The sequence below is a fragment of the Jannaschia marina genome, from assembly GCF_013404595.1.
GTDB classification, from domain to species: Bacteria; Pseudomonadota; Alphaproteobacteria; order Rhodobacterales; family Rhodobacteraceae; genus Jannaschia; species Jannaschia marina.
In genome coordinates, this window is sequence record NZ_JABVAX010000002.1 from 373,276 (window position 1) to 394,572 (window position 21,297).

Sequence of the window (21,297 nt, forward strand, 5' to 3'; positions counted from 1 at the left end):
CGACCGGGGAACCCCTTGCGATGCCGGCGGGCGCGATTCATCCTGCCCGCGGCAGGGAGTCTTCGCATGAAGTGGCTGGTTCGCAGTGTCTTGACGCTGATCGCGCTGATCGCGCTGGCGATCCTCGTGCTCTTGCTCGTGCCGACGGAGCGTGTGGCGCAGCTGGCCGCTGACCGTTTCGCCGAGACGACGGGGCGCAACCTGACGTTCGGCGGACCCGTCAAGGCGACGCTCTGGCCGCGCCTCGGCGTCCGGGCCGAGGCCGTCGAGGTCGCCAACGCGGAGTGGTCGAACGAGGGGCCGATGCTGACGGCCGAGACGCTGGAGGTCGGCATCGCGCTCGGGTCGCTCTTCGGGGGCGACGTCCAGATCAAGAGCCTGACGGTCGACGGGGCGAAACTCGTGCTGGAGCGTCTGGCCGACGGGCGGGCCAATTGGGAGTTCGCGGCCCGCACCGGCGTCAATCGAGCCACCGGGCAGCCCGAGCCGGACACATCGCGGGGCGTCTCGATCGAGAGTGCCGTGCTCACCGGGGCCGATATCACCTGGATCGACCATGGCGCGGAGGCGCGGGTGCGCCTGCGCGCGGTCGACCTGGAGACGGCGCTGCGGGACCTCGACAGCCCCGTGCGCGCGACCGGCTCCGCCCTGCTGGAGGGGCAGGCGATCAGCATGGAGGTCTCGGCCGAGGCCGCACGCCCGCTCCTCGACGGGGCGCTCACACCCGTGGCGATGACCCTGCGGTCGGGGGAGACGGCGCTGCGTCTCGACGGGCGCGTCGACCTCGATCCGCCGTCCTTCGAAGGACGCATCGAGGCCACGTCGTCCGACCGCTTCCGTATCGCGCGGCTGTTCGATGTGGAGGTGCCGGAGCTGCCGCAGGGGCTCGGCCGGGAGATCGTGGCGCTGAAGTCCGCGATCACGCTCGCGCCCGGCGGCACGCTGCACCTGCGCGACATGGTGGTGGAGCTCGACCGCAACCGCATGACCGGTGCGCTCGACATCGACCCGACCGTAGAGCGGCCGCGCATCGTCGGCACGCTCGCGGCCGAGACGCTTGAACTCGACGGGCTCAGCCGGCGCGAACAGGGGGGCGAGACCGTCCTCGTCTCCGAGACGGGCTGGGGCCGGGAGACGATCGACGTCTCGGGTCTCTTCGCTGCCGACGGGGAACTGACGTTCTCCTCGGGGCCGATCATCATGGGAGACGTGACACTCGACGAGTTGCGCGCACGGATCACCGTGGACCGCGGCCGCATGGTGGCCACGCTGCAGCCGTTGCTGGCCTACGGCGGCACGGTGACGGGGGATATCATCCTGAACGGGCGCGGCGGGCTGTCGTCACGGGTCGACCTGCAGCTTTCGGGGTTGCAGATGCAGCCCTTCCTGACCGCCTTCGCCGATTTCGACCGGATCGTCGGGCAGGCGGACATGGCGATCAACGTGCTGGGCGTGGGCGAGACGATGCAGGCCCTCGTGGAGAGCCTCGACGGCACCGCCTCCTTCCGGCTGGGCCGGGGCGAGATGCTGGGGCTCGACATCGGCGGTATGGTCCGCACGCTGGACCTCGGCTATCGCGGCGAGGGGCAGAAGACGATCTTCGACGGCGTCTCCGGCAGCTTCGAGATCGAGGAGGGGATCGCGCGGGGCGAGGATCTGTCGCTGACGGCGGAGTATCTGACGGTGCGCGGCGCGGGGCGTGTCTCGCTCGGGGCGCAGACGATCCGCTATCGGCTCCTGCCGACCCTGCGTCGGGGGGAGGATGGCTCGGGGATCACCGTGCCCATCCTCATCGAGGGGCCCTGGGCCGATCCGCGGATCCGGCCCGACCTGGAATACATCGCCCGCCAGCGGGCCGAGGCCGAGCGCGAGGAGCTGGAGGCCCGGGCCCGGGCGGAGGCGGAGGAAGCGCGCGACCGGGCCGAGGCCGCCGCGCGCCAGAAGCTCGCCGAGGAACTCGACGTCGAGGCGGAGACGCTCGACAGCCGCGGGGCCGTGGAGGACGCCATCAAGGAGCGCGTCGAGGAAGAACTGCTCGATCTGCTTCTGGGTCGCTAGGCCCATCGCTGGACGCTCCCCGCGGGCCGCGCTATCTGCCGGGCCAACAGAGGAGTGCCCCATGAGCGTCAGTCTCGTCGGAACCATCGTCAAGCCGATCCACCCCGAGGGCCGAAAGTTCATCGCGATCTTCGCGGCCGTCACGCTTGTGCTGTGGTTCCTCTGGGAACCGCTCGGCGTGATCGGGACGGGACTCACGGTCTGGTGCTACTACTTCTTCCGGGACCCTGCGCGCATGGTCCCGATGGAGGAGGGGCAGATCGTCTCGCCGGCCGACGGGGTCGTCTCGCTCATCGGGCCGGCGGTGCCGCCCTCCGAGCTCGACCTCGGGGCCGAGCCTCTGATGCGCGTTTCGGTCTTCATGTCGGTCTTCGATTGCCACGTGAATCGCGCGCCCGTCGCCGGCGAGGTGACGGCGGTAGCCTATCGGCCGGGGAAGTTCCTGTCGGCTGAACTCGACAAGGCGTCCGAGGAGAACGAGCGCAACGGTATCGTCCTGACGATGGAGGACGGCACGCGCCTCGGTGTAGTGCAGATCGCGGGCCTCGTGGCGCGGCGCATCCTCTGTGAAGTCGATCAGGGGGCCATGCTGGAGCGCGGGGACCGGTTCGGCCTCATCCGCTTCGGCTCCCGGCTCGACATCTACCTGCCCGAGGGCACGGCCCCGCGGGTGAGCGTGGGCCAGACGATGATCTCGGGCGAGAGCGTGATCGCACGGCTGGGTGATGCCCGGCCGGCGATCGCGCGGGCCGAATAGTGCCGCGTCTGCGTCGCGAAACCGGCCATGGGCGGTTGCCCGTCCTGTCGCTCGTGCCGAACGTGGTGACGATCCTCGGGCTCTGCTTCGGGCTGACCTCGATCCGCTTCACCTTCGCCGAACAATTCCACCTCGCCGCGGGGATGCTCATCCTCGCGGCGCTCATCGACGGGCTCGACGGGATGCTGGCGCGGCGGCTGAACGCGGCTTCGCCCTTCGGGGCGGAGCTCGACTCGCTGTCGGATTTCGTCTGTTTCGGGGTGGCCCCCGCGCTTCTGGTCTACAACTTCGGGCTCGAAGGGCTCGCCGGGATGGGCTGGCTTTCGGCGCTCTTCTTCACGATCTGCTGCTGCCTTCGGCTGGCGCGCTTCAACGTCGCTGCAAAGGGCGAGACCTCCGCCGACCTCAAGAGCTTCACCGGCGTCCCGGCCCCCGCGGGAGCGATGCTCGGCATCTTTCCGGTCACGCTCTACCTCGCCGACATCTTCGACCTGCGCGAGGCGGAGATCCTGATCGCCCTCTGGATGCTGGCCGTCGGCGGCATGATGATCGCTCGGTTCAAGACCATCTCGCTCAAGGCCATGCGGGTGAGCCGCGACAACGCGGTCTACGTGCTCCTGGCGATGGCGGTCGTGATCGGCCTGATGCTGACGCGGATCTGGACTTTCCATGTGGGCGCGACGGTGCTCTACCTCGCGCTTCTCGGATGGGGCGTGGCGCGCGCGCGCCGGGGCTGAGCCCGTCGCGCGCGTGCGGTCATCGCTTGCGGTCGCGGCGGGAGGACATGGGCTGGAACGCCACCGAGACATGGGCCTCGCAGTAGGGTTTGCCCGCTTGGACGGGCAGGCCGCAGAACCAGAACTTCTCGGTCGCCGGGTCGCCGATCGGCCATTTGCAGGTGCGCTCGGTCAGCTCCATGAGCGAGATCTTCTTGGCCGTCTTCTCGACCGCGTTCACCTTGGCGAGCGCCTCGGGCGAGATCTCGTTGGCCGAGGGCTGCGGCGGCAGGGGCTGACCGGCCATCAGCGGCTTGCGCAGGGGGGTGACGTTGCCCGTGCGCTGCGGCACGGCGGCCATGGTGCGCGGCTCGTCGTCGTCTTCTTCCTCGGCGGGGGCTTCGGCCTCGGTCGCGTCCTCGGCGGGCTTGGCCTTGGGCTCCGGCTTGGCCTTCGGTTTCGCGGCCTTGGCGGCAGGCTTCGCCTCGGGGGCGGACTTGTCGTCGGAATTGCGGTTCGACAGGCCCAGGCGATGAACCTTGCCGATGACCGCGTTGCGGGTCACGCCGCCCAGTTCCTTGGCGATCTGCGACGCCGAGGCCCCTTCGCCCCACATCCGCTTGAGCGTCTCGACGCGATCGTCGGTCCAGGCCATGGAAGTCTCCTAATAACTGCTCGTGTCCCCCGTCGGCGTTGTTCGGATACGCACGACCCGGAGGGTGGCGATCCCGGAGGAAGTGCTATTGTAAGCATCCCACGCGGCCGTCACAAGCGGCCGGCAGGACGGAAGGGCAGAGATGACACACACGGCGGATCCGAGGGCAGAGACGGAACAGGGCGTGCGCCGCTTCGGCGCGGTCAACTGGCTCGGCATGTGGACGCTTGCGCTGCGCGAAACCCGCCGCTTCGCCGCCGTCTGGACGCAGACGCTCCTCGCCCCGCTGGTCACGGCGGGACTCTTCCTGCTGGTGTTCACGCTGGCCGTGGGCACCAACCGCGGCGACGTCATGGGCCTGCCGTTCATCCATTTCCTGGCTCCCGGCATCCTGATGATGACGGTCATCCAGAACAGCTTCGCCAACGTCTCCTCCTCGATCGTCATCTCGAAGGTGCAGGGCAACATCGTCGACACGCTGATGCCCCCGCTCTCGGCTACCGAGCTCTTGGTGGGCTATCTCGCCGGTGGCATCCTGCGCGGGGTTATGGTTGCCGTCGCGATCTCGGTGCTGATGTTTCCGTTCATCGGTCTCGGCGTGGCGAACCCCCTCATGGCGCTCGTCTGGGTCGCGCTCGGCGGGGCCTTCCTCGGGGCGCTCGGTATCATCGCCGGGGTCTTCGCCAACAAGTTCGACCAGATGGCGGCAATCACCAATTTCATCGTGACCCCGCTCAGCTTCCTCTCCGGAACTTTCTACTCGATCGAGGGGCTGCCGCCGCTGATGCAGGCGCTGAGCCACGCCAACCCGGTGTTCTACCTCATCGACGGTCTGCGCTCGGCGGTCCTCGGGGTCTCCGACAGCTCGCCCTGGCTCGGCTTCGCCGTCGTCTCGGCGTCGACGGCTTTCGTCTGTGCAATCGCCTGGTGGATGTTCCGCACCGGATACCGGCTCAAATCGTGATCCGCGCCCTTGCCCTCTGGTTCGGTCTTGCCGGCGCTGCGGCGGGCGACGAGTGGACGGCAAGCGTTTCGGCCGTCTGGCAGGACGGGGAGACCGAGATCGCGGCTGACGGCATGACCCACGAAGGCGGTCGCCCGGTGGCCGCGGCGGACGCCTGGCACATCGGGTCGATCACGAAGTCGATGACCGCGACGCTTGCCGCACGGCTCGTGGAGCAGGGACGCATCGAGTGGGACGCGACGCTGGGCGACGTCCTCGATGCGCCCAAGCCCTGGCGGGATGTGACGCTTGTCGATCTGCTGACGCACCGATCCGGCATGGAGGCAAACCTGCCGCTCTGGCGCACGGTCCTGCGCCCGGACCGGCCCGCCTACGTCGCGGCCATGCTGAACCGCGATCCGGAGGGCGAGCGCGGCAACTATCTCTACTCGAATGCCGGATACACGCTGGCCGGGGCGATGCTGGAGGTCGCCGGCGGTGCCCCGTGGGAGGCGCTGATGGCGCGGGAGGTCTTCGCACCACTCGGCATGGAGGGGATGGGGTTCGGCGCGCCGGACGGCATCTGGGGCCATCGGGGCCGGGCCGTTCCCCCGGGCCCGCGGGCCGACAACCTGCCGGCGATGGGTCCCGCCGGCACGGCGCATGGCCCGCCCGCCGCGATCCTGACCTACCTGGCCGCCCATGCGCGTCGCGATCCCGCGTTTCTGCCCCCCGCCGCCTGGGAGCGCCTCCACACGCCGATCGAGGATTACGCGCTCGGGTGGGGCGTGCGCGACGGTGTGCTGTTCCATGCCGGGTCGAACACGATGTGGCTCGCGCAGGTGGCGATCGAGGGGGACACGGCGGTCTTCGTCGCGGTGAACGCCTTTACCCCCCGCGCGGAGGCATACGTGGCGGCGGAGACGCTGCGCCTCCTTTCAGGCGGGCCTCCCGCCAGGCCAGAAGCGCCGCGCCCGTGAGGATCAGGCCCGCACCGGCCCAGCCGACCGCATCGGGGATCACGCCGTAGATCACCGCGTCGTAGAGACCCGCGAAGACGAGCGTGAGGTAGACGAAGGGCGACACGAAGCTCGCGTCGGCGCGGGCCATGGCGCTCACGAAACAGAATTGCGCGCAGGCCATGAGCGTGCCGAGCGCCGCCATCGCGGACCATTGCGCCGGTGTCGGGGTCTGCCATGTCAGGGCGGCGGCCGTGGCGGCGAAGGCGAGGCCGAAGCAGTTGTTCACGAAGAGGACCTGAAGGGGCTTCTCGCCGCCCGAGAGCCGCTTGATGAGGATCACCTCGACCCCGTAGGCCAGCGCCGCCCCCATCGCCAGAAGTGCCCCGATCTCGATCGCGCCGCCGCCCGGCCGTGTCAGCACGATCGCCCCTGCAAGCGCGATCAGCGCGGCAAGCCAGCGCCACGGACCGACCCGTTCACCCAGAAGCGGGATGGCGAGCATCATGGCGAAGATGGGGTTGAGGAAACTGATCGCCGTCGCGTCGCTCAGCGGAATGGCCGCCGCCGCCGCGAACATGAAGGTGACGCCGGCGAAGCCGAAGGCCGAACGCAGCGCGTGCGTGCGAACGTCGGGACGGGTGAAGCGGGGCCGCAGGACCGCGAGGCAGAGCACAATCGTGATCCATGCGAAGAGAAACCGCCCGAAGGTGACCATGAATGGCGGCAGGGCTGGCCCGAGCGAGGCCGTGCCCAGGGCCTTGGCCAGAAGCATTGTCGCCGCGATGAAGAGTGTCGCCGTGACCATGAAGGCCACGGCCCGGAGCGGGGTGCCAAAATCTTCACGAAGATTTTGGCTTGCCGAGAAATTTTCGGAAAAATTTCGCCTCTCAGACACCCAGGCACCAGCGCATGATCGCCTTCTGCGCATGCAGCCGGTTTTCGGCCTCGTCGAAGATCACGGATTGCGGTCCGTCAAGCACGGCGTCGGTGATCTCTTCGCCGCGGTGCGCGGGCAGGCAATGCATGACGAGGGCGTCCTTCGGCGCATGGCCCATCAGCCGCTCGTTGAGCTGGTAGGGGCGGAGCAGGTTGTGCCGGCGCTGGCGCGAGCTTTCGGCGTCTCCCATGGAAACCCAGGTGTCCGTCACCACGAGGTCGGCGTCGCGCACCGCGGCCTCGGGGTCGCGTTCTATCCGCACCTCGCTGCCGGCCTTGCGCGCCGCGCCGACGAGCCGGGGATCGGGGTCGAGCGCCTCGGGCCCGGAGAAGGTGAAATGGAACCCGAAGCTTGCCGCCGCGTGCAGGAAGCTCTGCGCGACGTTGTTGCCGTCGCCCATCCAGGCGATGCGCTTGCCCCTGATCGGACCGCGATGCTCCTCGAAGGTCATCACGTCGGCCATGATCTGGCAGGGGTGGCTGCTGTCGGTCAGGCCGTTGATGACCGGCACGGAGGCATGTTCGGCCATCTCCTGAAGGATGTCCTCGCCGAAGGTGCGGATCATGATGAGGTCGACGTATCGGCTGAGCACGCGGGCCGTGTCGGCGATGGTCTCGCCGTGGCCAAGTTGCATCTCCGCGCCCGAGAGCACCATGGAGGTGCCACCCATTTGCCGCACGCCCACGTCGAAGCTGACACGCGTGCGGGTGGAAGGCTTCTCGAAGATGAGCGCGACGACCCGGCCCTGAAGCGGCAGCTCGTCGTCGGGCGTGCCCTTGGGGCGCATGCCGCGCGCCGCCTTCATCGCGTTCGCCTGATCTAGGATCGCGCGCAACTCGTCTGTCGGTGTCGTGTGGATGTCGAGGAAGTTGGTCATGTGACGGCTCCGGAGCGGAGAGCGCCGGGGGCTGTCTGCCCCCGGACCCCCGAGAGTATTTTCAAAGCGAAGAAGATCAGGCTGGCACGAGGTTCGCCGCCGCGCGGTCGAGGCGTGCGAGTGCCTCCCGGATATCTTCGTCGGTGATGTTGAGCGCGGGCAGAAGACGGGCGGTGTTGTCGGCTGCGGGAACGACACAGGTCTCCTGGCCGTAGGCTGCCTGCACGACGTCCGCGACCGGCACCTTGCACTTGAGGCCCAGCATCAGGCCGGAGCCCCGGACCGTCTCGAAGACGTCGGGGTGCGCCGCCACGAGGCCCTCCAGTCCCTGACGGAAGAGGCCCGCCTTGCGGTTCACGTCGGCGAGGAAGTCGTCGGTCGCGACGATGTCCATCACCGCGTTGCCCACCGCGCAGCCGAGCGGGTTGCCCCCGTAGGTCGAGCCGTGGTTGCCGGGCTTCATACCGCTCGCCGCCGCCTCGGTCGCCAGGAGCGCACCAAGCGGAAAGCCTCCGCCGATGCCCTTGGCGACCATCATGATATCTGGGTGGATCCCGGCCCATTCATGGGCGAAGAGCTTGCCCGTTCGGCCAACACCGCATTGCACCTCGTCGAGGATCATCAGCGCGCCGGTCTCGTCGCAGAGGTCGCGCAGGCCCTTCAGGCATTGGTCTGGCACCGGCACGATGCCGCCTTCGCCCTGCACCGGCTCGAGGATGACGGCCGCCACGTCCGAGGCCTTCATCGCTTCGCTCAGCGCGTCGTGGTCGCCGAAGGGTAGGTGGCGGAAACCGGGCAGCACGGGGCCGAAGCCGCCGACCATCTTCTCGGACCCGGCGGCCGCGATGCCGGCCGAGGAGCGGCCGTGGAACGACCCGGTGAAGGCGAGGATCACATGCCGTTCGGGCTGCCCCTTCTCGTGCCAGTACTTGCGCGCCATCTTGACGGCCAGCTCGCAGGTCTCGGTGCCGGAGTTGGCGAAGAACACCGTGTCGGCGAAGGTCGCCTCCACCAGCTTTTCGGCCAGCGCCTCCTGCTGGGGCACGTGGTAGAGGTTCGACGTGTGCCAGAGCGCCCCGGCCTGCGCTGTCAGCGCCGCCGTCAGCGCGGGATGCGCGTGGCCCAGCACGTTGACCGCGATGCCGCCCCCGAGGTCGAGGAAACGTCGCCCGTCCGCTTCCACAAGCCAGGAGCCTTCGCCCGAGACGAAGCTCATGGGGGCGCGGTTGTAGACGGGAAGGACGGCGGGGATCATGGCCTTTTCCTTGGGTCGGGTTTCGGGAACCTCTCGCGTGACGCAATTCCGGTGGGCTGTCAATTCGCCGTGAGAGCGGGGCGATAACGGAATCCTCACGCCGTTGTCAGATGACGGAGCCCGTGGCCGGTGCTTCAAAGGCTGCGACAAAATGACAAGGGAGACCCTCGATGTTCCGTTTCACGCTGGCCGTTGCCTTACCTCTTGCCTCCGCGCTGGCCCTCGCCACGCCCGCCGCCGCGCAGGACACCTGCGAGATCGCCGAGGACCGTTTCGAGATGGACGAGGCCGCCGTCACCGCGCTCTACGACTGCATGTCGGACCGGATGTTCGAGGGATACACCAAGGAAGGCAACGAAATCGCGGGTGAGTACCGCGACTGGCAGGTCACCGCGACGCGCGCTGCGGTCGCCGGGCCGCACCAGAACCGCTTCCTGCTGACCTTCGTGAACGAGATCGGCGCGGAGCAGTACCTCAAGTTCGAGGAAGACATCGAGATGCCGGTCGGCACGATTCTCGCGAAGGAGTCGATCGGCGGCCGCGACGGCGAGGCGCGAGTCGGCCCGCTCTTCATCATGGAGAAGGTCGACGATGCGCCGGAGTTCGGGAACTGGTTCTATTCCGGTGTGCAGCCGAACGGCAAGGAACTGAAGATCAGCCAGAAATTCTGCCACGACTGCCACGGCGGTTTCGATTTTCAGGACAGCATGGGTTACCCGGTCGAGGAAGTGCGCCTGACGGCGAACTGATCGGCCCTGCAGGGCATACGGACGGGCGGCTCCGGGCGGGGCCGCCCGTTCGCGTGGGCGATCCGACGACACAGATGCTCCGAACGAAGGGCCTGCGTGGCTCGACAAGTCCGATTGTCGCAGGCAGGTAGGGGACATGTGGCCCCGAACCCGCGCCCTCTCCGTTCATCTGCTGACCGCCACCGGGGCGGTCTTCGCGATGTTCGCGCTGCTCGCGGCGGTCGAGACCGCCTGGTCGTGGATGTTCCTGTGGCTGCTCGCGGCGCTCATCGTCGATGGCATCGACGGGCCGCTCGCCCGCAAGTACGAGGTGACGCTCCACGCGGCACGCTTCGACGGCGTGCTCCTCGACCTGATCATCGACTATCTCACCTACGTCTTCATTCCGGTCTACGCCCTCTATGCCAGCGGCCTCGTGCCCGGCTGGGCCGGTTGGGGCATCCTGATCGTGGTACCCTTCGCCTCGGCGCTCTACTTCTGCGACGTGCAGATGAAGACCGAGGACGCGAGTTTCGAGGGATTTCCCGGCTGCTGGAACATGGTGGCCCTCGCCGTCTTCATCCTGGAGCCGAACCCCTGGCTCACGCTCATCGCCTCGGTGCTCCTTTCGGCGGCGATGTTCCTGCCGCTGCGCTTCGTCCATCCGGTGCGCACGCAGCAATGGCGGCCGTTGACGCTTGCGGTCACGACGCTCTGGATGGCGCTGGCACTGACGGCGGCCTGGGGCGAGTTCGGCCTGGGACAGACGCTCGGATGGGTCTTCGCCGCGGCGACGACCTATCTGCTCTTTGCGGGGCTTCTGCAGCAGGCGCTGGCGCGCACCAGAACGGCTTGACCTCAGAGGTCGATCGCGCTCTCGGCATCCGGCTCGAGACCGGGGAGCGGCGGATCGAGCGACTCTTTCCGACGAATGATGATGTCGCCGTTCGGCAGGATCTCGGGGGCCTCGTAGGCGTCGAAATCCTCGACCACTTCACCAAGCGACCGCTGCATCTCGCGTAGGAAGGGTCCGGCGTCTTCTGCCAGTTCCCCGAAGTCGCGCAGGGCAGGCTCCACCTCCTCCATGAGCCCTTCCATGAAGAGGCGCAGCCCCTGTTCCATGAGGCTTTCTTCCTGCTCCTGCGCGGCGGCGGGCAGGGCGATCCCAAGGACGAGGGCGAGAGGGGTCAGCAGGTGGCGCATGGCTCAAACGTGGGGCGGTGGTGGCGCGAGGTCAAGGATAACCGGAAAGTGATCGGAGGCGTCGAGCAAGGCTTGGCGCAGGTCGTCGTCCCGCGCGACCTCGGGGTCGTCGAAGGGGTGAAGGATGCGCCACTCGGCCCTGTCTCGTAAGTTTTGGCTGACCATGGCGAAGTCGAGAAGCGCATTCATATATCGCTTGCGGTCCTTGTCCCAGAACCGCGCCGTCGCGGGGAGCGCGGCCCCGATGCGCGCGGGGCGAGCGGATGGGTCGTGGAGCGCGTCGGCTCCGTCGCCCAGCACGATCTCGACGCCGGAGCGACCGAAGAGCGTCTCGAACTCGTCGAGGCCCGGGCCGTCGTTGAAATCGCCCGCGACGATCAGCGCCCGCCCCTCCGCGAGCCGCGCGTCGACCCGCCGCCGCAGCCAGATACATTGTCCCAGCTGCTTGCGTCGGTTGAGGATACCGATCCGCAGGGCCTCCTGCGCATTGGCGGCCCCGTGCGCGGCCTTCGACTTCGCGTGCACCCCGATCAGATGCAGCGCGCCAGCGGAGGTCTCCAGATCCAGCTCCAGCGGCGGTTTCGACCACACGAGTTGTTCGGCGCGCAGGTCGGTATCGAGGTCCATGCCCAGCGTGCGATCGAAGCGCGGCGCGTCCGGGGCTTCGCCCGGCGCGTGTCGGGGCGTGACGCGGGCGGGATCGTAGAGGAGCGCGATCTCCTGCCGCGTGTCGTTCGCAAACCCCATCGCCACGCGCGTCGCGCGCAGGCCGGCCCAGACCGCAAAGCCCTCGAGCGCCACCCGCGTCGAGCGCCGCGGCCCGTCGTCCGGAGCCTCGATCACCAGAAGCGCATCGGCATCAATCGTGCCCATCACATGGGCCACCGCATCGAGCTGCCGGGCGTTGGTCACACCGAAACGGCTCGTCTCCTCGGGATCGGGGTTCAGGCTGTCGTTTTCGTGGAACAGCCGGTTGAACCACTCCACGTTCCAGGTGGCGAAGCGGAAGGAGGTTTTGGTCACGCCGCTCTCACGCGCCGCCGCCCTGGATCTTCTCCCAGGCGCGGTTGACCGCGACGAGGCGCTTCTCGGCCAGCTTCACCGCTTCTTCGGGCAGGCCCCGTGCCATCAGCCGGTCGGGGTGGCTCTCTCGGACGGCGGCGCGCCAGGCCTGTCGGATCTCCTCCATCGGTGTGTCGGGCATCACGCCCAGCACCTCGTAGCAGTCGGGCTCCGCCCCGGGCACGAAGCGCGTGCGGAGCGAGCGGAACTCCCGCTCGGGCAGGCGGAAGATCTGGGCGACCCGGGCGAGAAAGTCGTCTTCGGCCGGGTGGTAGGTGCCGTCGGCCATGGCGATGTGGAAGAGCCCCTCCATGAGGTCGCGCAGGATCTGGCTGTCGCCGTCGAACATCGCGCGGATGCGGCCGGCGTAGTGCTCGAACCCGGCGACGTCGGTCCGTGCGAGATCGAAGACGCGCGCGGCGTTGTCGAGTTCCGCGGGCGGGATGGTGAAGACCTCACGGAAGGCCGTGACCTCGTCGCGGGTGACGCGGCCGTCGGCCTTGGCCATCTTCGCCGAGAGCGCGATGACCGCGATGGTGAAGGCGACCGAGCGCTCCGGCGGGCTGCGCAGACGCTCGAAGAGGCCCGAAAGCGCCTCGCCCGGGGCGAGGCTGGCCAGGACTTCGAGGATGCGGGACCAGAGCGACATATGGCGGAGCCTAACCCGAAGTCAACGCGACCAGAACCGCGATTTCCGACATCTGCTGGACCGCCCCGAGCACGTCGCCGGTCTGCCCCCCGATCTTCCGCCGCGCGAGGAGGCCGGTGCCGAGGAGGACACCGGTGACCAGCGCCGCCGCGAGAAACCCGGACCAACCCGCGCCGAGGAGTGCGAGCGCCGCCAGCGCGACCGCGATGAGCGTAACCCCGGCCGCCGGCACGCCGGAGTCGCGCGAGAGCCCGTCGGGGCGCGCGGGCGGCAGCCAGCGCATCAGAACGGCCATCGGGGCGCGGCTGACGGTTGCGGCGATGACGATGGCGAGCGGATTGAGCTGTATCAGCGCGGTCGCGATCAGCGACCAGCGGATCGTGAGCGTCAGGACGAGGGCGATCACGCCATAGGCCCCGATACGGCTGTCGCGCATGATCTCGCGCCGCCGTTCGGGCGTGAAGCCGCCCCAGAAGCCGTCGGCCACGTCGGCCAGCCCGTCCTCGTGCAGCGCGCCCGTCAGCATGATCTGCGTGGCCAGCACGAGCATCGCCGCCACCGCCGGCGTCGCGCCCAGCCAGAGCGCGGTGCCCCCGAGGCCCGTCGCGATCAGCGCCACCACGGCCCCGACGATCGGCCAGGCCCAGGCCGCGTCGGCAGCCACGGGCGTCGGCGTGCCGCGCAGGGGCAGACGCGTCAGCAACATGAAGGCGGACGTCAGGTCCGGAAGGACGCGGGTGCGGCGGGGCATGTCGTTCCTGCACTGGCGGTCGGGGCACCGCTCGCTTATCGCTCGGGGCAACGCCGGACAAGACACGACCCGAGGGACAGATGACCGACACCCCAGACCTCAGCACCCTGACAGCGATCCGCACGGCCCTCGCAGCCGCCCCCGGCCCCGATGAAGCGGCCCGCGCCGGGGCCATGGAGCGCAACGGACAGTTGACCAAGCCGCCCGGTGCGCTTGGCCGGCTGGAGGATCTCGCGCTCTGGTACGCGGGCTGGCGCGGCGACGCGCGGCCTCGCATCGAAACGCCCCAAGTTCTGATCTTCGCGGGCAACCATGGCGTCGCGGCGCAGGGCGTCAGCGCCTTCCCGCCCGAGGTCACGGTGCAGATGGTCGCGAATTTCGAAGCCGGTGGGGCGGCCATCAACCAGTTGTCGGAGTTCGCGGGGGCATGCCTCGGCGTCCACGCGCTCGATCTTGACCGGCCGACGGCCGACTTCACCAAGGGCCCCGCGATGACCGAGGCCGAGGTCTGCGCCGCCTTCGCCACCGGCTGGAGTGCGGTCGATCCGTCTGCGGATCTTCTGGTGACGGGCGAGATGGGCATCGGCAACACGACCTCCGCCGCCGCCATCGCCACCGCGCTCCTCGGGGGCGACGGCTGGGCCGGGCGGGGCACGGGTGTCGACGACGCGGGTCTCTCACGGAAGGAGGCCGCAGTGGCCGCGGGCCTCGCCGCGAACCCGGACCGCAGCGGTCTTGGCGTTCTCATGGCGCTTGGCGGTCGGGAATTGGCGGCGATGGCCGGGGCGATCGCCGGCGCGCGGGCGCATCGCGTTCCCGTCCTCCTCGACGGGTTCATCTGCACCGCCGCCGCGCTGACGCTCTGGTCCGAGGACGCGGGCGCGCTCGACCATTGCGTCGCCGGTCACCTCTCGGCCGAGGGCGCGCACGCGCGGATGCTCGACGCCCTCGGGATGGAGCCGCTCCTGTCACTCCGGTTGCGTCTCGGCGAAGGGTCGGGGGCCGCCTTGGCGATCCAGGTTCTGAAAGGGGCACTCGCCTGTCACTCGGGGATGGCGACTTTCGCGGAGGCCGGCGTCTCGGGCGGGTAGGGCCGCGCTCAGCCGGCGTCGCCGTCGCGTTGCGCGACCATGAAGCTCAACGCGTCGGCCATGATCTTCGTCTCCGCGCCGCCGGTGACGCCGCCGATGCCGACGCGCCGTCCGAGCCGCCACCACATGCCGGGCACCCAGGCGCGGCCAAGCGGGTCGGTCAGACGCACGAGAAAGCCATTCGACGGCTTGAAACTGAAGAGCGCGCGATCGACCGAAGCGATCTGCGCAAGCGGCGCGATGGCCGTGCCGTCTTCCGAGAAGAGCCCGTCTTCCGTCAGCACGATCCCCTGGGCCGAGCCGCGCCAGCCGCGGTGCGCCAGCACCAGCGCGGCAACGCCGAGGACGACGAGGAAGGCGAGCCAGAGCGGGTTTTCCGGCGGATGAACGGCCGCGAGCCACAGGAGCATGAGCCCCAGGGCCAGCTGGATCGCGAAGCCCATGGCGCGACGGGGCGCGGAGGGGCGCAGGATATGAAGGGTGTCGCTCATGGCGCTTGCGTAGCCTCCCGCGCGGGGTTGCACAACGCCGGTTCGCGGGTGCGCGTTGTCCCGTCAGGTCGTCGCGCCCATCTTCGGTGCAACAGCACATCAGGAAAGGACAGGCCATGTCCCTGCGTCCCGTTCTCGAAACCCGCCGCGCCCAGCCACACATCGAAGGGGCCGGCGTCCACCTCCACCGCGCCTTCGGCTTCGGCGACCCCTCGGAGCAGGATCCGTTCCTGCTCTTCGACGACTTCCGCGGCGATCATCCCGACATGTACGCCAAGGGCTTCCCGTGGCATCCGCATCGCGGCATCGAAACCATAACCTACGTCCTCGAGGGAGAGGTCGAGCATGGCGACTCTCTGGGCAACAGCGGGGTTCTCGGGGCCGGCTCCGTCCAATGGATGACCGCCGGGTCGGGCATCCTGCACCAGGAGATGCCGCGCGGCAACGCAGCCGGTCAGATGCACGGCTTCCAGCTCTGGGCGAACCTGCCGTCGAGCCTCAAGATGACGGCCCCGCGCTACCAGGATATCCAGGGCAGCGACATCCCAGAGGTCGTCGACGACGACGGGACGCGCATCAAGGTCATCATGGGCAAGATGTGGGGGCAGACCGGCCCCGTCGACGGGATCGCGGCCGACCCGCAGTATCTTGATATCTCGGTCCCGCCGGGCGTCCGGAAGACCTTCAAGGTCGACACCTATCGCCAGACCTTCGCCTACGTCTTCGCGGGCGCGGGGGCCTTTTCGGATGCTAGTGCGCCCGAGGGCGTGCTGATCGAGAAGGACTGGCAGGGTCAGGAGGTCAATATCCGCGATCTCTCGGGCAACCGAACGCTCGTGCGCTTCGGTACCGGCGAGGAGATCACCGTGCAGGCGGGGGAGGAGGGCGTGCGTTTCCTCCTCGTCTCCGGCGCGCCGATCCGGGAGCCGGTGGCCTGGCACGGACCGATCGTGATGAACACGCAGGAGGAGCTGCATCAGGCGATGCGCGATCTGCGCAACGGGACGTTCATCCAGCCGGCGCATTGATCCGACGGGCCGGGGGCCAGCCCCCGGACCCCCGGAGTACTTCCGGCAGGAAGAGGGGGCGGCTTCGGTCGCCCCTTCGCCTATCCCCCCTTGCCAAGTCGTGCGCGGCGGTCGCGGATGCCCTCGGCACGCTCTTTCTCGTCCCACCGGCGGCCGGCGAGGCTCTCGGTGTTGAAGGCGTTTTCGGCTTTCAGAACCTGCCAACGCTCGACCCGAGCATGGTCGATCACGCCTGCGGCCAGCGCAGCCTTGATCGCGCAGCCCGGTTCCTCGCCATGGGCACAGTCGCGGAAGCGGCAGGTGGCGGCCCGCGCTTCGAGATCAGCGAAGAGCCGGGCGAGGCCGGCATCCGCATCGGCCAGCTGAACCTCGCGCATCCCCGGCGTGTCGACAACGAGGGCCCCGCCCGATAGGCGATGCATCTGTCGGCGCGTGGTGGTGTGGCGACCCCGCTGGTCGGCGGCGCGGGCGGGCTGCGTCGCGACCGTCGCTCCGTCCGAAAGTGCGTTGACGAGCGTCGATTTCCCCACGCCCGAGGAGCCGAGAAGCGCGATTGTCCGTCCCGGTTCGACCCATGGGGCGAGGGCCTGTCGCGGTGCGTCGGTGCGGGCGTCGAGCGTGATTATTGGTACGTCCATAGAGATGGCCCGCGCCGCGGCCTCGAACTCGGCAACATCGTCGCAAAGATCGGGCTTCGTCAGCACGATGACCGCCGCAGCCCCTGCCTCGAAGGTCAGCGCGACATAGCGCTCCAGCCGGGCGACGCTGAAATCGCGGGTGCAGGAGGTGACGGCGAAGACGGTGTCGACATTCGCGGCGATGGCCTGCATCTCGTAGCCGCGCCCGGGCGCACGCCGCTTCAGAAGGCTTTGCCGGTCGAGCCGGCGTGGGGCCCCTTCGGCCCCGGTGACGACCCAGTCGCCCACCGTCGCGCCGAGTGTCGGTGGCAGTGAAAGCGCGCCCTCGGCCCCTTCCGCCTCCGCGCCGTTGCGATGCACCTCGGTCACGCGCGCCGGCGTGCGTTCGGTCTCGGTTATCTGCTCCGCGAAGAACGGCCGCCAGCCGAGCGCGGCGAGGGCAGGCGTATCGGGCATGGAACGGGCCTCCGGCGGGTCGCTGCAGACCTCGCACGGGGCGCGGGGCGGAGCAAGCGTCAGGCGTGGCCGCGCCACCAGAGCACGACCGCGAGGAGCGCGATCACGGCGAGCACGTTGAGCGCGGCCATGCCCGCCCGCGCCGACCAGTAGCGGCGGCGGTACTTGCCCTCGGGCACCGCATGGAGCGCGCGTTCCATCAGGTCGCAGGTGGCTGCGATGCGGTTCGCCTTCACAGTCCGCGCCGTCGCCGGGTTGGCCAGCATCTCCCGCGCCTCGACCAGTTCCCGCGCCTGGCGCAGCACCCGACGCGGAAGGCGGCCGCGGGCCGCGCGCAACTGCCGGTCGAGCCGGCCCCGGCCGAGGTAGAGCCGCTCCGCCATCAGGGCCTCGACATTCGCGATCCGCTGGAGAAGGTCGCCGTGCATGCCTTCGGGATAGGCGCGGGAGCGGCGATCTGGCAATCCGTCCGGAGGCGAGATAGTCCGTTTCCATGTTGAACACGATCCGCCACGGCACTCCGACCGACCACCCGCCGCTCCTGATCGCGCATGGGCTCTTCGGATCGGCGCGCAACTGGGGCGTCATCGCCAAGCGCCTGTCGTCGGACAGGGAGGTTTTGGCCGTCGACATGCGCAACCACGGCAACAGCCCGCGCGTCGAGACACAGTCCTACGCGGACATGGCCGATGACCTGGCCGAGGTGATCGGGCGCGGGCAAATGGACGTGCTCGGCCATTCGATGGGGGGCAAGGCGGCGATGGTGCTTGCGCTGACCCGGCCCGAGGCCGTGCGCCGCCTGATCGTGGCCGACATCGCGCCGGTCGCCTATGGTCACACGCAGGCGCATCTGATCGCCGCGATGCGCGCGGTGGACCTGTCGTCGGTGACGCGACGGTCGGAGGCGGCGGAGCAGCTCTCGGAGGTGCCCGACGACGGCACGCGGGCCTTCCTGCTGCAATCACTCGACGTGGCGGAGAAGCGCTGGACGCTGAATCTCGATGTATTAGAGGCGGAGATGCCGAAGATCATCGGCTTCCCCGATGTGACGGGCCCGGTCGACGTGCCCGCCTTCTTTCTGTCGGGGGGCGAGAGCGACTACGTGCGCCCCGAGCATCGCGACACGATCAAGGCGTTCTTCCCCGAGGCCCGCTTCGCCAAGATCCCCGGCGCGCACCACTGGCTGCACGCCGAGAAACCGCGCGAGTTCGAGGCCGCCTGCCGGGCGTTCCTCGACGCCTAGGCGGTCAGGCCTTCGGGCTCGTCCAGGCCGTTCGCACGGCAGCAGGCCGTCAGCGTGTTGGCCAGCAGGCAGGCGATGGTCATCGGCCCGACGCCGCCCGGCACGGGCGTGATCGCGCCCGCCACCTCGGCGCAGCTGTCGAAATGGCAATCGCCGACCAGCTTCGTGCGCGGGGAGCCGTCGTCCTTCACGCCCGCGTCGATGCGGTTGATGCCCACGTCGATTACCGTGGCTCCGGGTTTGATCCAGTCGCCCGTCACCATCTCGGGGCGGCCCACGGCGGCGACCACGATGTCGGCCGTCCGGCAAAGCGCCTCGATCTCCTTCGTCCGCGAATGGGCAATCGTCACCGTCGCGCTGTCGCGCAGCAGCAGTTGCGCCATCGGCTTGCCCACGATGTTGGAGCGGCCCACGACCACTGCATTGAGCCCCGAGAGCGAGCCATGATGGACGCGGAGCATCATCAGGCAGCCAAGCGGCGTGCAGGGCACCATGGCCTTCTGCCCGGTCCCCAAGAGGCCGACATTCGAGATGTGGAAGCCGTCCACGTCCTTGGCCGGATCGATGGCGTCGAGCACCTTATCGGCGTCGATGTGGTCGGGCACCGGCAGCTGGCACAGGATGCCGTGGACCGCCGGATCGGCGTTCAGCTTGGCGATGAGCGCCAGCAGATCGGCCTCGGATGTCTCGGCAGGCAGCTTGTGCTCGAAGCTCTCCATGCCGACTTCGACGGTCTGCTTGCCCTTGTTGCGTACGTAGACCGCGCTGGCCGGATCCTCACCCACGAGCACGACCGCAAGGCCGGGGGTCACGCCCGCGGCCTTCACGCGGGTCACTTCCTCGGCGACCTTGGCGCGCACCTTGGCCGCGAAGGCCTTCCCGTCGATCAAAGTTGCGGTCATCGCGTGGTCCTTCCAAGTGCCGGTTCGGCGAAGGGCCCGGGCAGACCGCCCGCGCCCTTCTCTGCTTCCTAAATACTCCGGGCTGTGCGAGGGGCTGGCCCCTCACGTTCCCCGGTCAGAACAGGCCTTCGACGTCGCCCGCGTCATTGAGGCGGATGCTTTCGGCCGAAGGTTTCCGGGGCAGGCCGGGCATCGTCATGATGTCCCCGCAGACCGCCACGATGAAGCCCGCACCCGCCGAGAGCCGCACCTCGCGCACCGGCACCGAATGGCCCGTGGGTGCACCGCGCAGGTTCGGGTCGGTCGAGAAGGAGTACTGCGTCTTCGCCATGCAGACCGGCAGGTTGCCGTAGCCCTGCTCCTCCCAGGCCTTCAGCTGATCGCGGATCTTCTTGTCGGCCAGCACCTCGTCGGCGTGGTAGATCCGCTTGGCGATGGTCTCCATCTTCTGGAAGAGGCCCATCTCGTCGGGGTAGAGCGGCGCGAAGTTCGCCATGCCTGCGTCGGCCACCTCGGCCACCCGCTTCGCCAGATCCGCCGACCCGGCCGAGCCGTCGGCCCAGTGCTTGGAGACGATCGCCTCGGAGCCTTGCGAGGCCACGTAGTCCTTCACGGCCTGCACCTCGGCGTCGGTGTCGCCGGTGAAGTGGTTGATGGCGACGACGACCGGCACGCCGAAGCTCTTCACGTTGCCGATGTGACGGCCGAGGTTGGCGCAGCCCGCCTCGACGGCCTCCACGTTCTCGGCCCCGAGGTCGGCCTTGGCGACGCCGCCGTTCATCTTCATCGCCCGCACCGTGGCGACCAGCACGACGCAGTCGGGCGCGAGGCCGGCCTTGCGGCATTTGATGTTCATGAACTTCTCGGCACCGAGGTCCGCCCCGAAGCCCGCTTCGGTGACCACGTAGTCGGCGAGCTTCAGCGCCGTCGTCGTTGCGATGACCGAGTTGCAGCCGTGGGCGATGTTGGCGAAGGGACCGCCATGCACGAAGGCCGGGTTGTTTTCCAGCGTCTGCACGAGGTTGGGCTGCATCGCGTCCTTCAGGAGCACCGTCATCGCGCCGTCGGCCTTGATGTCACGGGCGAAGACCGGGGACTTGTCGCGGCGGTACGCCACGATCATGTCGCCCAGACGGCGCTCCAGGTCCTTGAGGTCTGTGGCAAGGCACAGGCAGGCCATGACCTCGGAGGCCACGGTGATGTCGAAGCCCGCCTCGCGCGGGAAGCCGTTGGCCACGCCGCCGAGCGACGCGGTGATCTGGCGCAGGGCGCGGTCGTTCATGTCGACGACCCGGCGCCAGACGACGCGGCGGATGTCGATCTCCTGCTCGTTGCCCCAGTAGATGTGGTTGTCGATCATCGCCGACAGCAGCGAGTGGGCCGAGGTGATCGCGTGGAAGTCGCCGGTGAAGTGGAGGTTCATCTCCTCCATCGGCACGACCTGCGCATAGCCGCCTCCGGCGGCACCGCCCTTCATCCCGAAGTTCGGCCCGAGCGAGGCCTCGCGGATGCAGACCATCGCCTTCTTGCCGATCGCGTTCAGCCCGTCACCCAGACCCACGGTCGTCGTCGTCTTGCCCTCGCCCGCGGGCGTCGGGTTGATCGCGGTCACGAGGATCAGCTTGCCGTTCGGCTTGTCGCGGGTCGCTTCGATGAATTTCTGGCTGACCTTCGCCTTGTCATGGCCGTAGGGCAGCAGGTCGTCCGCGCCGATACCCAGTTTCTCGCCGATCTCCATGATCGGGCGCTTCTTCGCTTCGCGAGCGATCTCGATGTCGGTCTTGTGGGTCATGGCAGCATCTCCTCGTTCGCGCCCGGCTTGCCATAAGCCCTAGGGGGAAGGGCAGGGGGGAGGGGCGGCGAAAACCGACATTCCAGGTCGTTCCCACGTCGCT

The 21,297-nt window shown here is 68.9% G+C and carries 23 protein-coding genes; 10 read left to right on the forward strand and 13 right to left on the reverse strand.

Annotation, left to right across the window (positions count from 1 at the left end):
- Positions 1-66: 66 nt before the first annotated feature.
- From HSX43_RS05685 to pssA, 3 genes are all read left to right on the forward strand, one after another.
- The gene (locus tag HSX43_RS05685) at positions 67-2,058 is read left to right on the forward strand and encodes an AsmA family protein (protein WP_179379119.1); all 1,992 of its coding nucleotides are present in this window, start codon (positions 67-69) and stop codon (positions 2,056-2,058) included.
- A 61-nt stretch (positions 2,059-2,119) separates the two neighbouring features.
- Positions 2,120-2,815, forward strand: coding sequence for a phosphatidylserine decarboxylase (locus tag HSX43_RS05690; protein WP_179379120.1), 696 nt, complete (start codon positions 2,120-2,122; stop codon positions 2,813-2,815).
- Positions 2,815-3,552 carry a CDP-diacylglycerol--serine O-phosphatidyltransferase gene (pssA, locus tag HSX43_RS05695; protein ID WP_179379121.1) on the forward strand — a complete coding sequence of 246 codons (738 nt, stop codon included), beginning with the start codon at positions 2,815-2,817 and terminating at the stop codon, positions 3,550-3,552. The genes HSX43_RS05690 and pssA overlap by 1 nt, the downstream gene beginning before the upstream one ends.
- Positions 3,553-3,571: 19 nt before the next feature.
- Here the strand turns inward: pssA and HSX43_RS05700 are convergent, their stop codons facing one another.
- On the reverse strand, positions 3,572-4,186 hold the full coding sequence (locus HSX43_RS05700) for a GcrA family cell cycle regulator (protein WP_179379122.1): 615 nt from the start codon (positions 4,184-4,186) through the stop codon (positions 3,572-3,574).
- A gap of 142 nt (positions 4,187-4,328) precedes the next feature.
- Here HSX43_RS05700 and HSX43_RS05705 point away from each other — a divergent pair, with 142 nt between their 5' ends.
- Positions 4,329-5,150 carry an ABC transporter permease gene (locus HSX43_RS05705; protein WP_179379123.1) on the forward strand — a complete coding sequence of 274 codons (822 nt, stop codon included), beginning with the start codon at positions 4,329-4,331 and terminating at the stop codon, positions 5,148-5,150.
- Positions 5,147-6,109 (forward strand): serine hydrolase domain-containing protein, encoded by a 963-nt coding sequence (locus HSX43_RS05710; RefSeq protein WP_179379124.1) that lies wholly within the window; start codon positions 5,147-5,149, stop codon positions 6,107-6,109. Before HSX43_RS05705 ends, HSX43_RS05710 begins: the two co-directional genes overlap by 4 nt.
- Here the strand turns inward: HSX43_RS05710 and HSX43_RS05715 are convergent.
- From HSX43_RS05715 to HSX43_RS05725, 3 genes are all read right to left on the reverse strand, one after another.
- Positions 6,018-6,896: a DMT family transporter gene (locus HSX43_RS05715; protein WP_235962511.1), complete on the reverse strand. Its 879-nt coding sequence runs from the start codon at positions 6,894-6,896 to the stop codon at positions 6,018-6,020. The two genes, HSX43_RS05710 and HSX43_RS05715, sit on opposite strands and share 92 nt — an antisense overlap.
- 82 nt (positions 6,897-6,978) lie before the next feature.
- Complete coding sequence (argF, locus tag HSX43_RS05720; RefSeq protein ID WP_179379126.1) at positions 6,979-7,905, reverse strand: ornithine carbamoyltransferase; 927 nt, start codon at positions 7,903-7,905, stop codon at positions 6,979-6,981.
- A 76-nt stretch (positions 7,906-7,981) separates the two neighbouring features.
- The gene (locus tag HSX43_RS05725) at positions 7,982-9,160 is read right to left on the reverse strand and encodes an aspartate aminotransferase family protein (protein WP_179379127.1); all 1,179 of its coding nucleotides are present in this window, start codon (positions 9,158-9,160) and stop codon (positions 7,982-7,984) included.
- A 170-nt stretch (positions 9,161-9,330) separates the two neighbouring features.
- Here HSX43_RS05725 and HSX43_RS05730 point away from each other — a divergent pair, with 170 nt between their 5' ends.
- Both HSX43_RS05730 and HSX43_RS05735 read left to right on the forward strand, forming a co-directional pair.
- Positions 9,331-9,909 (forward strand): cytochrome P460 family protein, encoded by a 579-nt coding sequence (locus HSX43_RS05730; protein WP_179379128.1) that lies wholly within the window; start codon positions 9,331-9,333, stop codon positions 9,907-9,909.
- A gap of 136 nt (positions 9,910-10,045) precedes the next feature.
- On the forward strand, positions 10,046-10,744 hold the full coding sequence (locus tag HSX43_RS05735) for a CDP-alcohol phosphatidyltransferase family protein (protein ID WP_179379129.1): 699 nt from the start codon (positions 10,046-10,048) through the stop codon (positions 10,742-10,744).
- Between the two features lie 2 nt (positions 10,745-10,746).
- On the opposite strand, the gene HSX43_RS05740 is transcribed toward HSX43_RS05735, so the two are convergent.
- Genes HSX43_RS05740 through cobS form a run of 4 tightly spaced genes read right to left on the reverse strand, consistent with a single transcriptional unit; the run spans position 10,747 to position 13,553 of the window.
- Entirely contained in the window at positions 10,747-11,091 is a 345-nt protein-coding gene (locus HSX43_RS05740) for a hypothetical protein (protein ID WP_179379130.1), read from the reverse strand.
- Positions 11,092-11,094: 3 nt separating this feature from the next.
- Positions 11,095-12,114 (reverse strand): endonuclease/exonuclease/phosphatase family protein, encoded by a 1,020-nt coding sequence (locus HSX43_RS05745; protein ID WP_179379131.1) that lies wholly within the window; start codon positions 12,112-12,114, stop codon positions 11,095-11,097.
- A gap of 7 nt (positions 12,115-12,121) precedes the next feature.
- On the reverse strand, positions 12,122-12,802 hold the full coding sequence (locus tag HSX43_RS05750; protein ID WP_179379132.1) for a molecular chaperone DjiA: 681 nt from the start codon (positions 12,800-12,802) through the stop codon (positions 12,122-12,124).
- 10 nt (positions 12,803-12,812) lie between these two features.
- Positions 12,813-13,553 (reverse strand): adenosylcobinamide-GDP ribazoletransferase, encoded by a 741-nt coding sequence (gene cobS / locus HSX43_RS05755; protein WP_179379133.1) that lies wholly within the window; start codon positions 13,551-13,553, stop codon positions 12,813-12,815.
- A gap of 80 nt (positions 13,554-13,633) precedes the next feature.
- Here cobS and cobT point away from each other — a divergent pair, with 80 nt between their 5' ends.
- Positions 13,634-14,644 carry a nicotinate-nucleotide--dimethylbenzimidazole phosphoribosyltransferase gene (gene cobT / locus HSX43_RS05760; RefSeq protein ID WP_179379134.1) on the forward strand — a complete coding sequence of 337 codons (1,011 nt, stop codon included), beginning with the start codon at positions 13,634-13,636 and terminating at the stop codon, positions 14,642-14,644.
- 8 nt (positions 14,645-14,652) lie between these two features.
- Here cobT and HSX43_RS05765 read toward each other — a convergent pair whose 3' ends face one another.
- Positions 14,653-15,135, reverse strand: a complete 483-nt coding sequence (locus HSX43_RS05765) for a hypothetical protein (RefSeq protein WP_179379135.1) — start codon at positions 15,133-15,135, stop codon at positions 14,653-14,655.
- Between the two features lie 116 nt (positions 15,136-15,251).
- Between HSX43_RS05765 and HSX43_RS05770 the strand changes: the two genes are divergently transcribed.
- Positions 15,252-16,163 (forward strand): pirin family protein, encoded by a 912-nt coding sequence (locus tag HSX43_RS05770; protein ID WP_179379136.1) that lies wholly within the window; start codon positions 15,252-15,254, stop codon positions 16,161-16,163.
- 80 nt (positions 16,164-16,243) lie between these two features.
- Here HSX43_RS05770 and rsgA read toward each other — a convergent pair whose 3' ends face one another.
- Together rsgA and HSX43_RS05780 are read right to left on the reverse strand one after the other, a co-directional pair.
- Entirely contained in the window at positions 16,244-17,257 is a 1,014-nt protein-coding gene (rsgA, locus tag HSX43_RS05775; protein ID WP_179379137.1) for a ribosome small subunit-dependent GTPase A, read from the reverse strand.
- A gap of 59 nt (positions 17,258-17,316) precedes the next feature.
- On the reverse strand, positions 17,317-17,685 hold the full coding sequence (locus HSX43_RS05780) for a hypothetical protein (RefSeq protein WP_179379138.1): 369 nt from the start codon (positions 17,683-17,685) through the stop codon (positions 17,317-17,319).
- 65 nt (positions 17,686-17,750) lie between these two features.
- Here HSX43_RS05780 and HSX43_RS05785 point away from each other — a divergent pair, with 65 nt between their 5' ends.
- Positions 17,751-18,500 (forward strand): alpha/beta fold hydrolase, encoded by a 750-nt coding sequence (locus tag HSX43_RS05785; protein ID WP_179379139.1) that lies wholly within the window; start codon positions 17,751-17,753, stop codon positions 18,498-18,500.
- Here HSX43_RS05785 and folD read toward each other — a convergent pair.
- Together folD and HSX43_RS05795 are read right to left on the reverse strand one after the other, a co-directional pair.
- Positions 18,497-19,402: a bifunctional methylenetetrahydrofolate dehydrogenase/methenyltetrahydrofolate cyclohydrolase FolD gene (gene folD, locus HSX43_RS05790; RefSeq protein WP_179379140.1), complete on the reverse strand. Its 906-nt coding sequence runs from the start codon at positions 19,400-19,402 to the stop codon at positions 18,497-18,499. The genes HSX43_RS05785 and folD overlap by 4 nt on opposite strands.
- 115 nt (positions 19,403-19,517) lie before the next feature.
- Entirely contained in the window at positions 19,518-21,194 is a 1,677-nt protein-coding gene (locus HSX43_RS05795) for a formate--tetrahydrofolate ligase (RefSeq protein ID WP_179379141.1), read from the reverse strand.
- Positions 21,195-21,297 lie beyond the last annotated feature (103 nt).

Bases quoted from the DNA above. Each gene is read 5' to 3' on its own strand.
- HSX43_RS05705 (WP_179379123.1), top strand. From the start codon at position 4,329: ATGACACACACGGCGGATCCGAGGGCAGAGACGGAACAGGGCGTGCGC.
- HSX43_RS05740 (WP_179379130.1), bottom strand. From the start codon at position 11,091: ATGCGCCACCTGCTGACCCCTCTCGCCCTCGTCCTTGGGATCGCCCTG.
- HSX43_RS05795 (WP_179379141.1), bottom strand. From the start codon at position 21,194: ATGACCCACAAGACCGACATCGAGATCGCTCGCGAAGCGAAGAAGCGC.
- HSX43_RS05785 (WP_179379139.1), top strand. From the start codon at position 17,751: ATGTTGAACACGATCCGCCACGGCACTCCGACCGACCACCCGCCGCTC.
- HSX43_RS05730 (WP_179379128.1), top strand. From the start codon at position 9,331: ATGTTCCGTTTCACGCTGGCCGTTGCCTTACCTCTTGCCTCCGCGCTG.
- HSX43_RS05700 (WP_179379122.1), bottom strand. From the start codon at position 4,186: ATGGCCTGGACCGACGATCGCGTCGAGACGCTCAAGCGGATGTGGGGC.
- HSX43_RS05685 (WP_179379119.1), top strand. From the start codon at position 67: ATGAAGTGGCTGGTTCGCAGTGTCTTGACGCTGATCGCGCTGATCGCG.
- cobS (WP_179379133.1), bottom strand. From the start codon at position 13,553: ATGCCCCGCCGCACCCGCGTCCTTCCGGACCTGACGTCCGCCTTCATG.
- HSX43_RS05715 (WP_235962511.1), bottom strand. From the start codon at position 6,896: ATGGTCACGGCGACACTCTTCATCGCGGCGACAATGCTTCTGGCCAAG.
- HSX43_RS05765 (WP_179379135.1), bottom strand. From the start codon at position 15,135: ATGAGCGACACCCTTCATATCCTGCGCCCCTCCGCGCCCCGTCGCGCC.
- HSX43_RS05725 (WP_179379127.1), bottom strand. From the start codon at position 9,160: ATGATCCCCGCCGTCCTTCCCGTCTACAACCGCGCCCCCATGAGCTTC.
- HSX43_RS05735 (WP_179379129.1), top strand. From the start codon at position 10,046: ATGTGGCCCCGAACCCGCGCCCTCTCCGTTCATCTGCTGACCGCCACC.
- HSX43_RS05780 (WP_179379138.1), bottom strand. From the start codon at position 17,685: ATGCACGGCGACCTTCTCCAGCGGATCGCGAATGTCGAGGCCCTGATG.
- HSX43_RS05690 (WP_179379120.1), top strand. From the start codon at position 2,120: ATGAGCGTCAGTCTCGTCGGAACCATCGTCAAGCCGATCCACCCCGAG.
- cobT (WP_179379134.1), top strand. From the start codon at position 13,634: ATGACCGACACCCCAGACCTCAGCACCCTGACAGCGATCCGCACGGCC.
- HSX43_RS05770 (WP_179379136.1), top strand. From the start codon at position 15,252: ATGTCCCTGCGTCCCGTTCTCGAAACCCGCCGCGCCCAGCCACACATC.
- HSX43_RS05750 (WP_179379132.1), bottom strand. From the start codon at position 12,802: ATGTCGCTCTGGTCCCGCATCCTCGAAGTCCTGGCCAGCCTCGCCCCG.
- folD (WP_179379140.1), bottom strand. From the start codon at position 19,402: ATGACCGCAACTTTGATCGACGGGAAGGCCTTCGCGGCCAAGGTGCGC.
- argF (WP_179379126.1), bottom strand. From the start codon at position 7,905: ATGACCAACTTCCTCGACATCCACACGACACCGACAGACGAGTTGCGC.
- rsgA (WP_179379137.1), bottom strand. From the start codon at position 17,257: ATGCCCGATACGCCTGCCCTCGCCGCGCTCGGCTGGCGGCCGTTCTTC.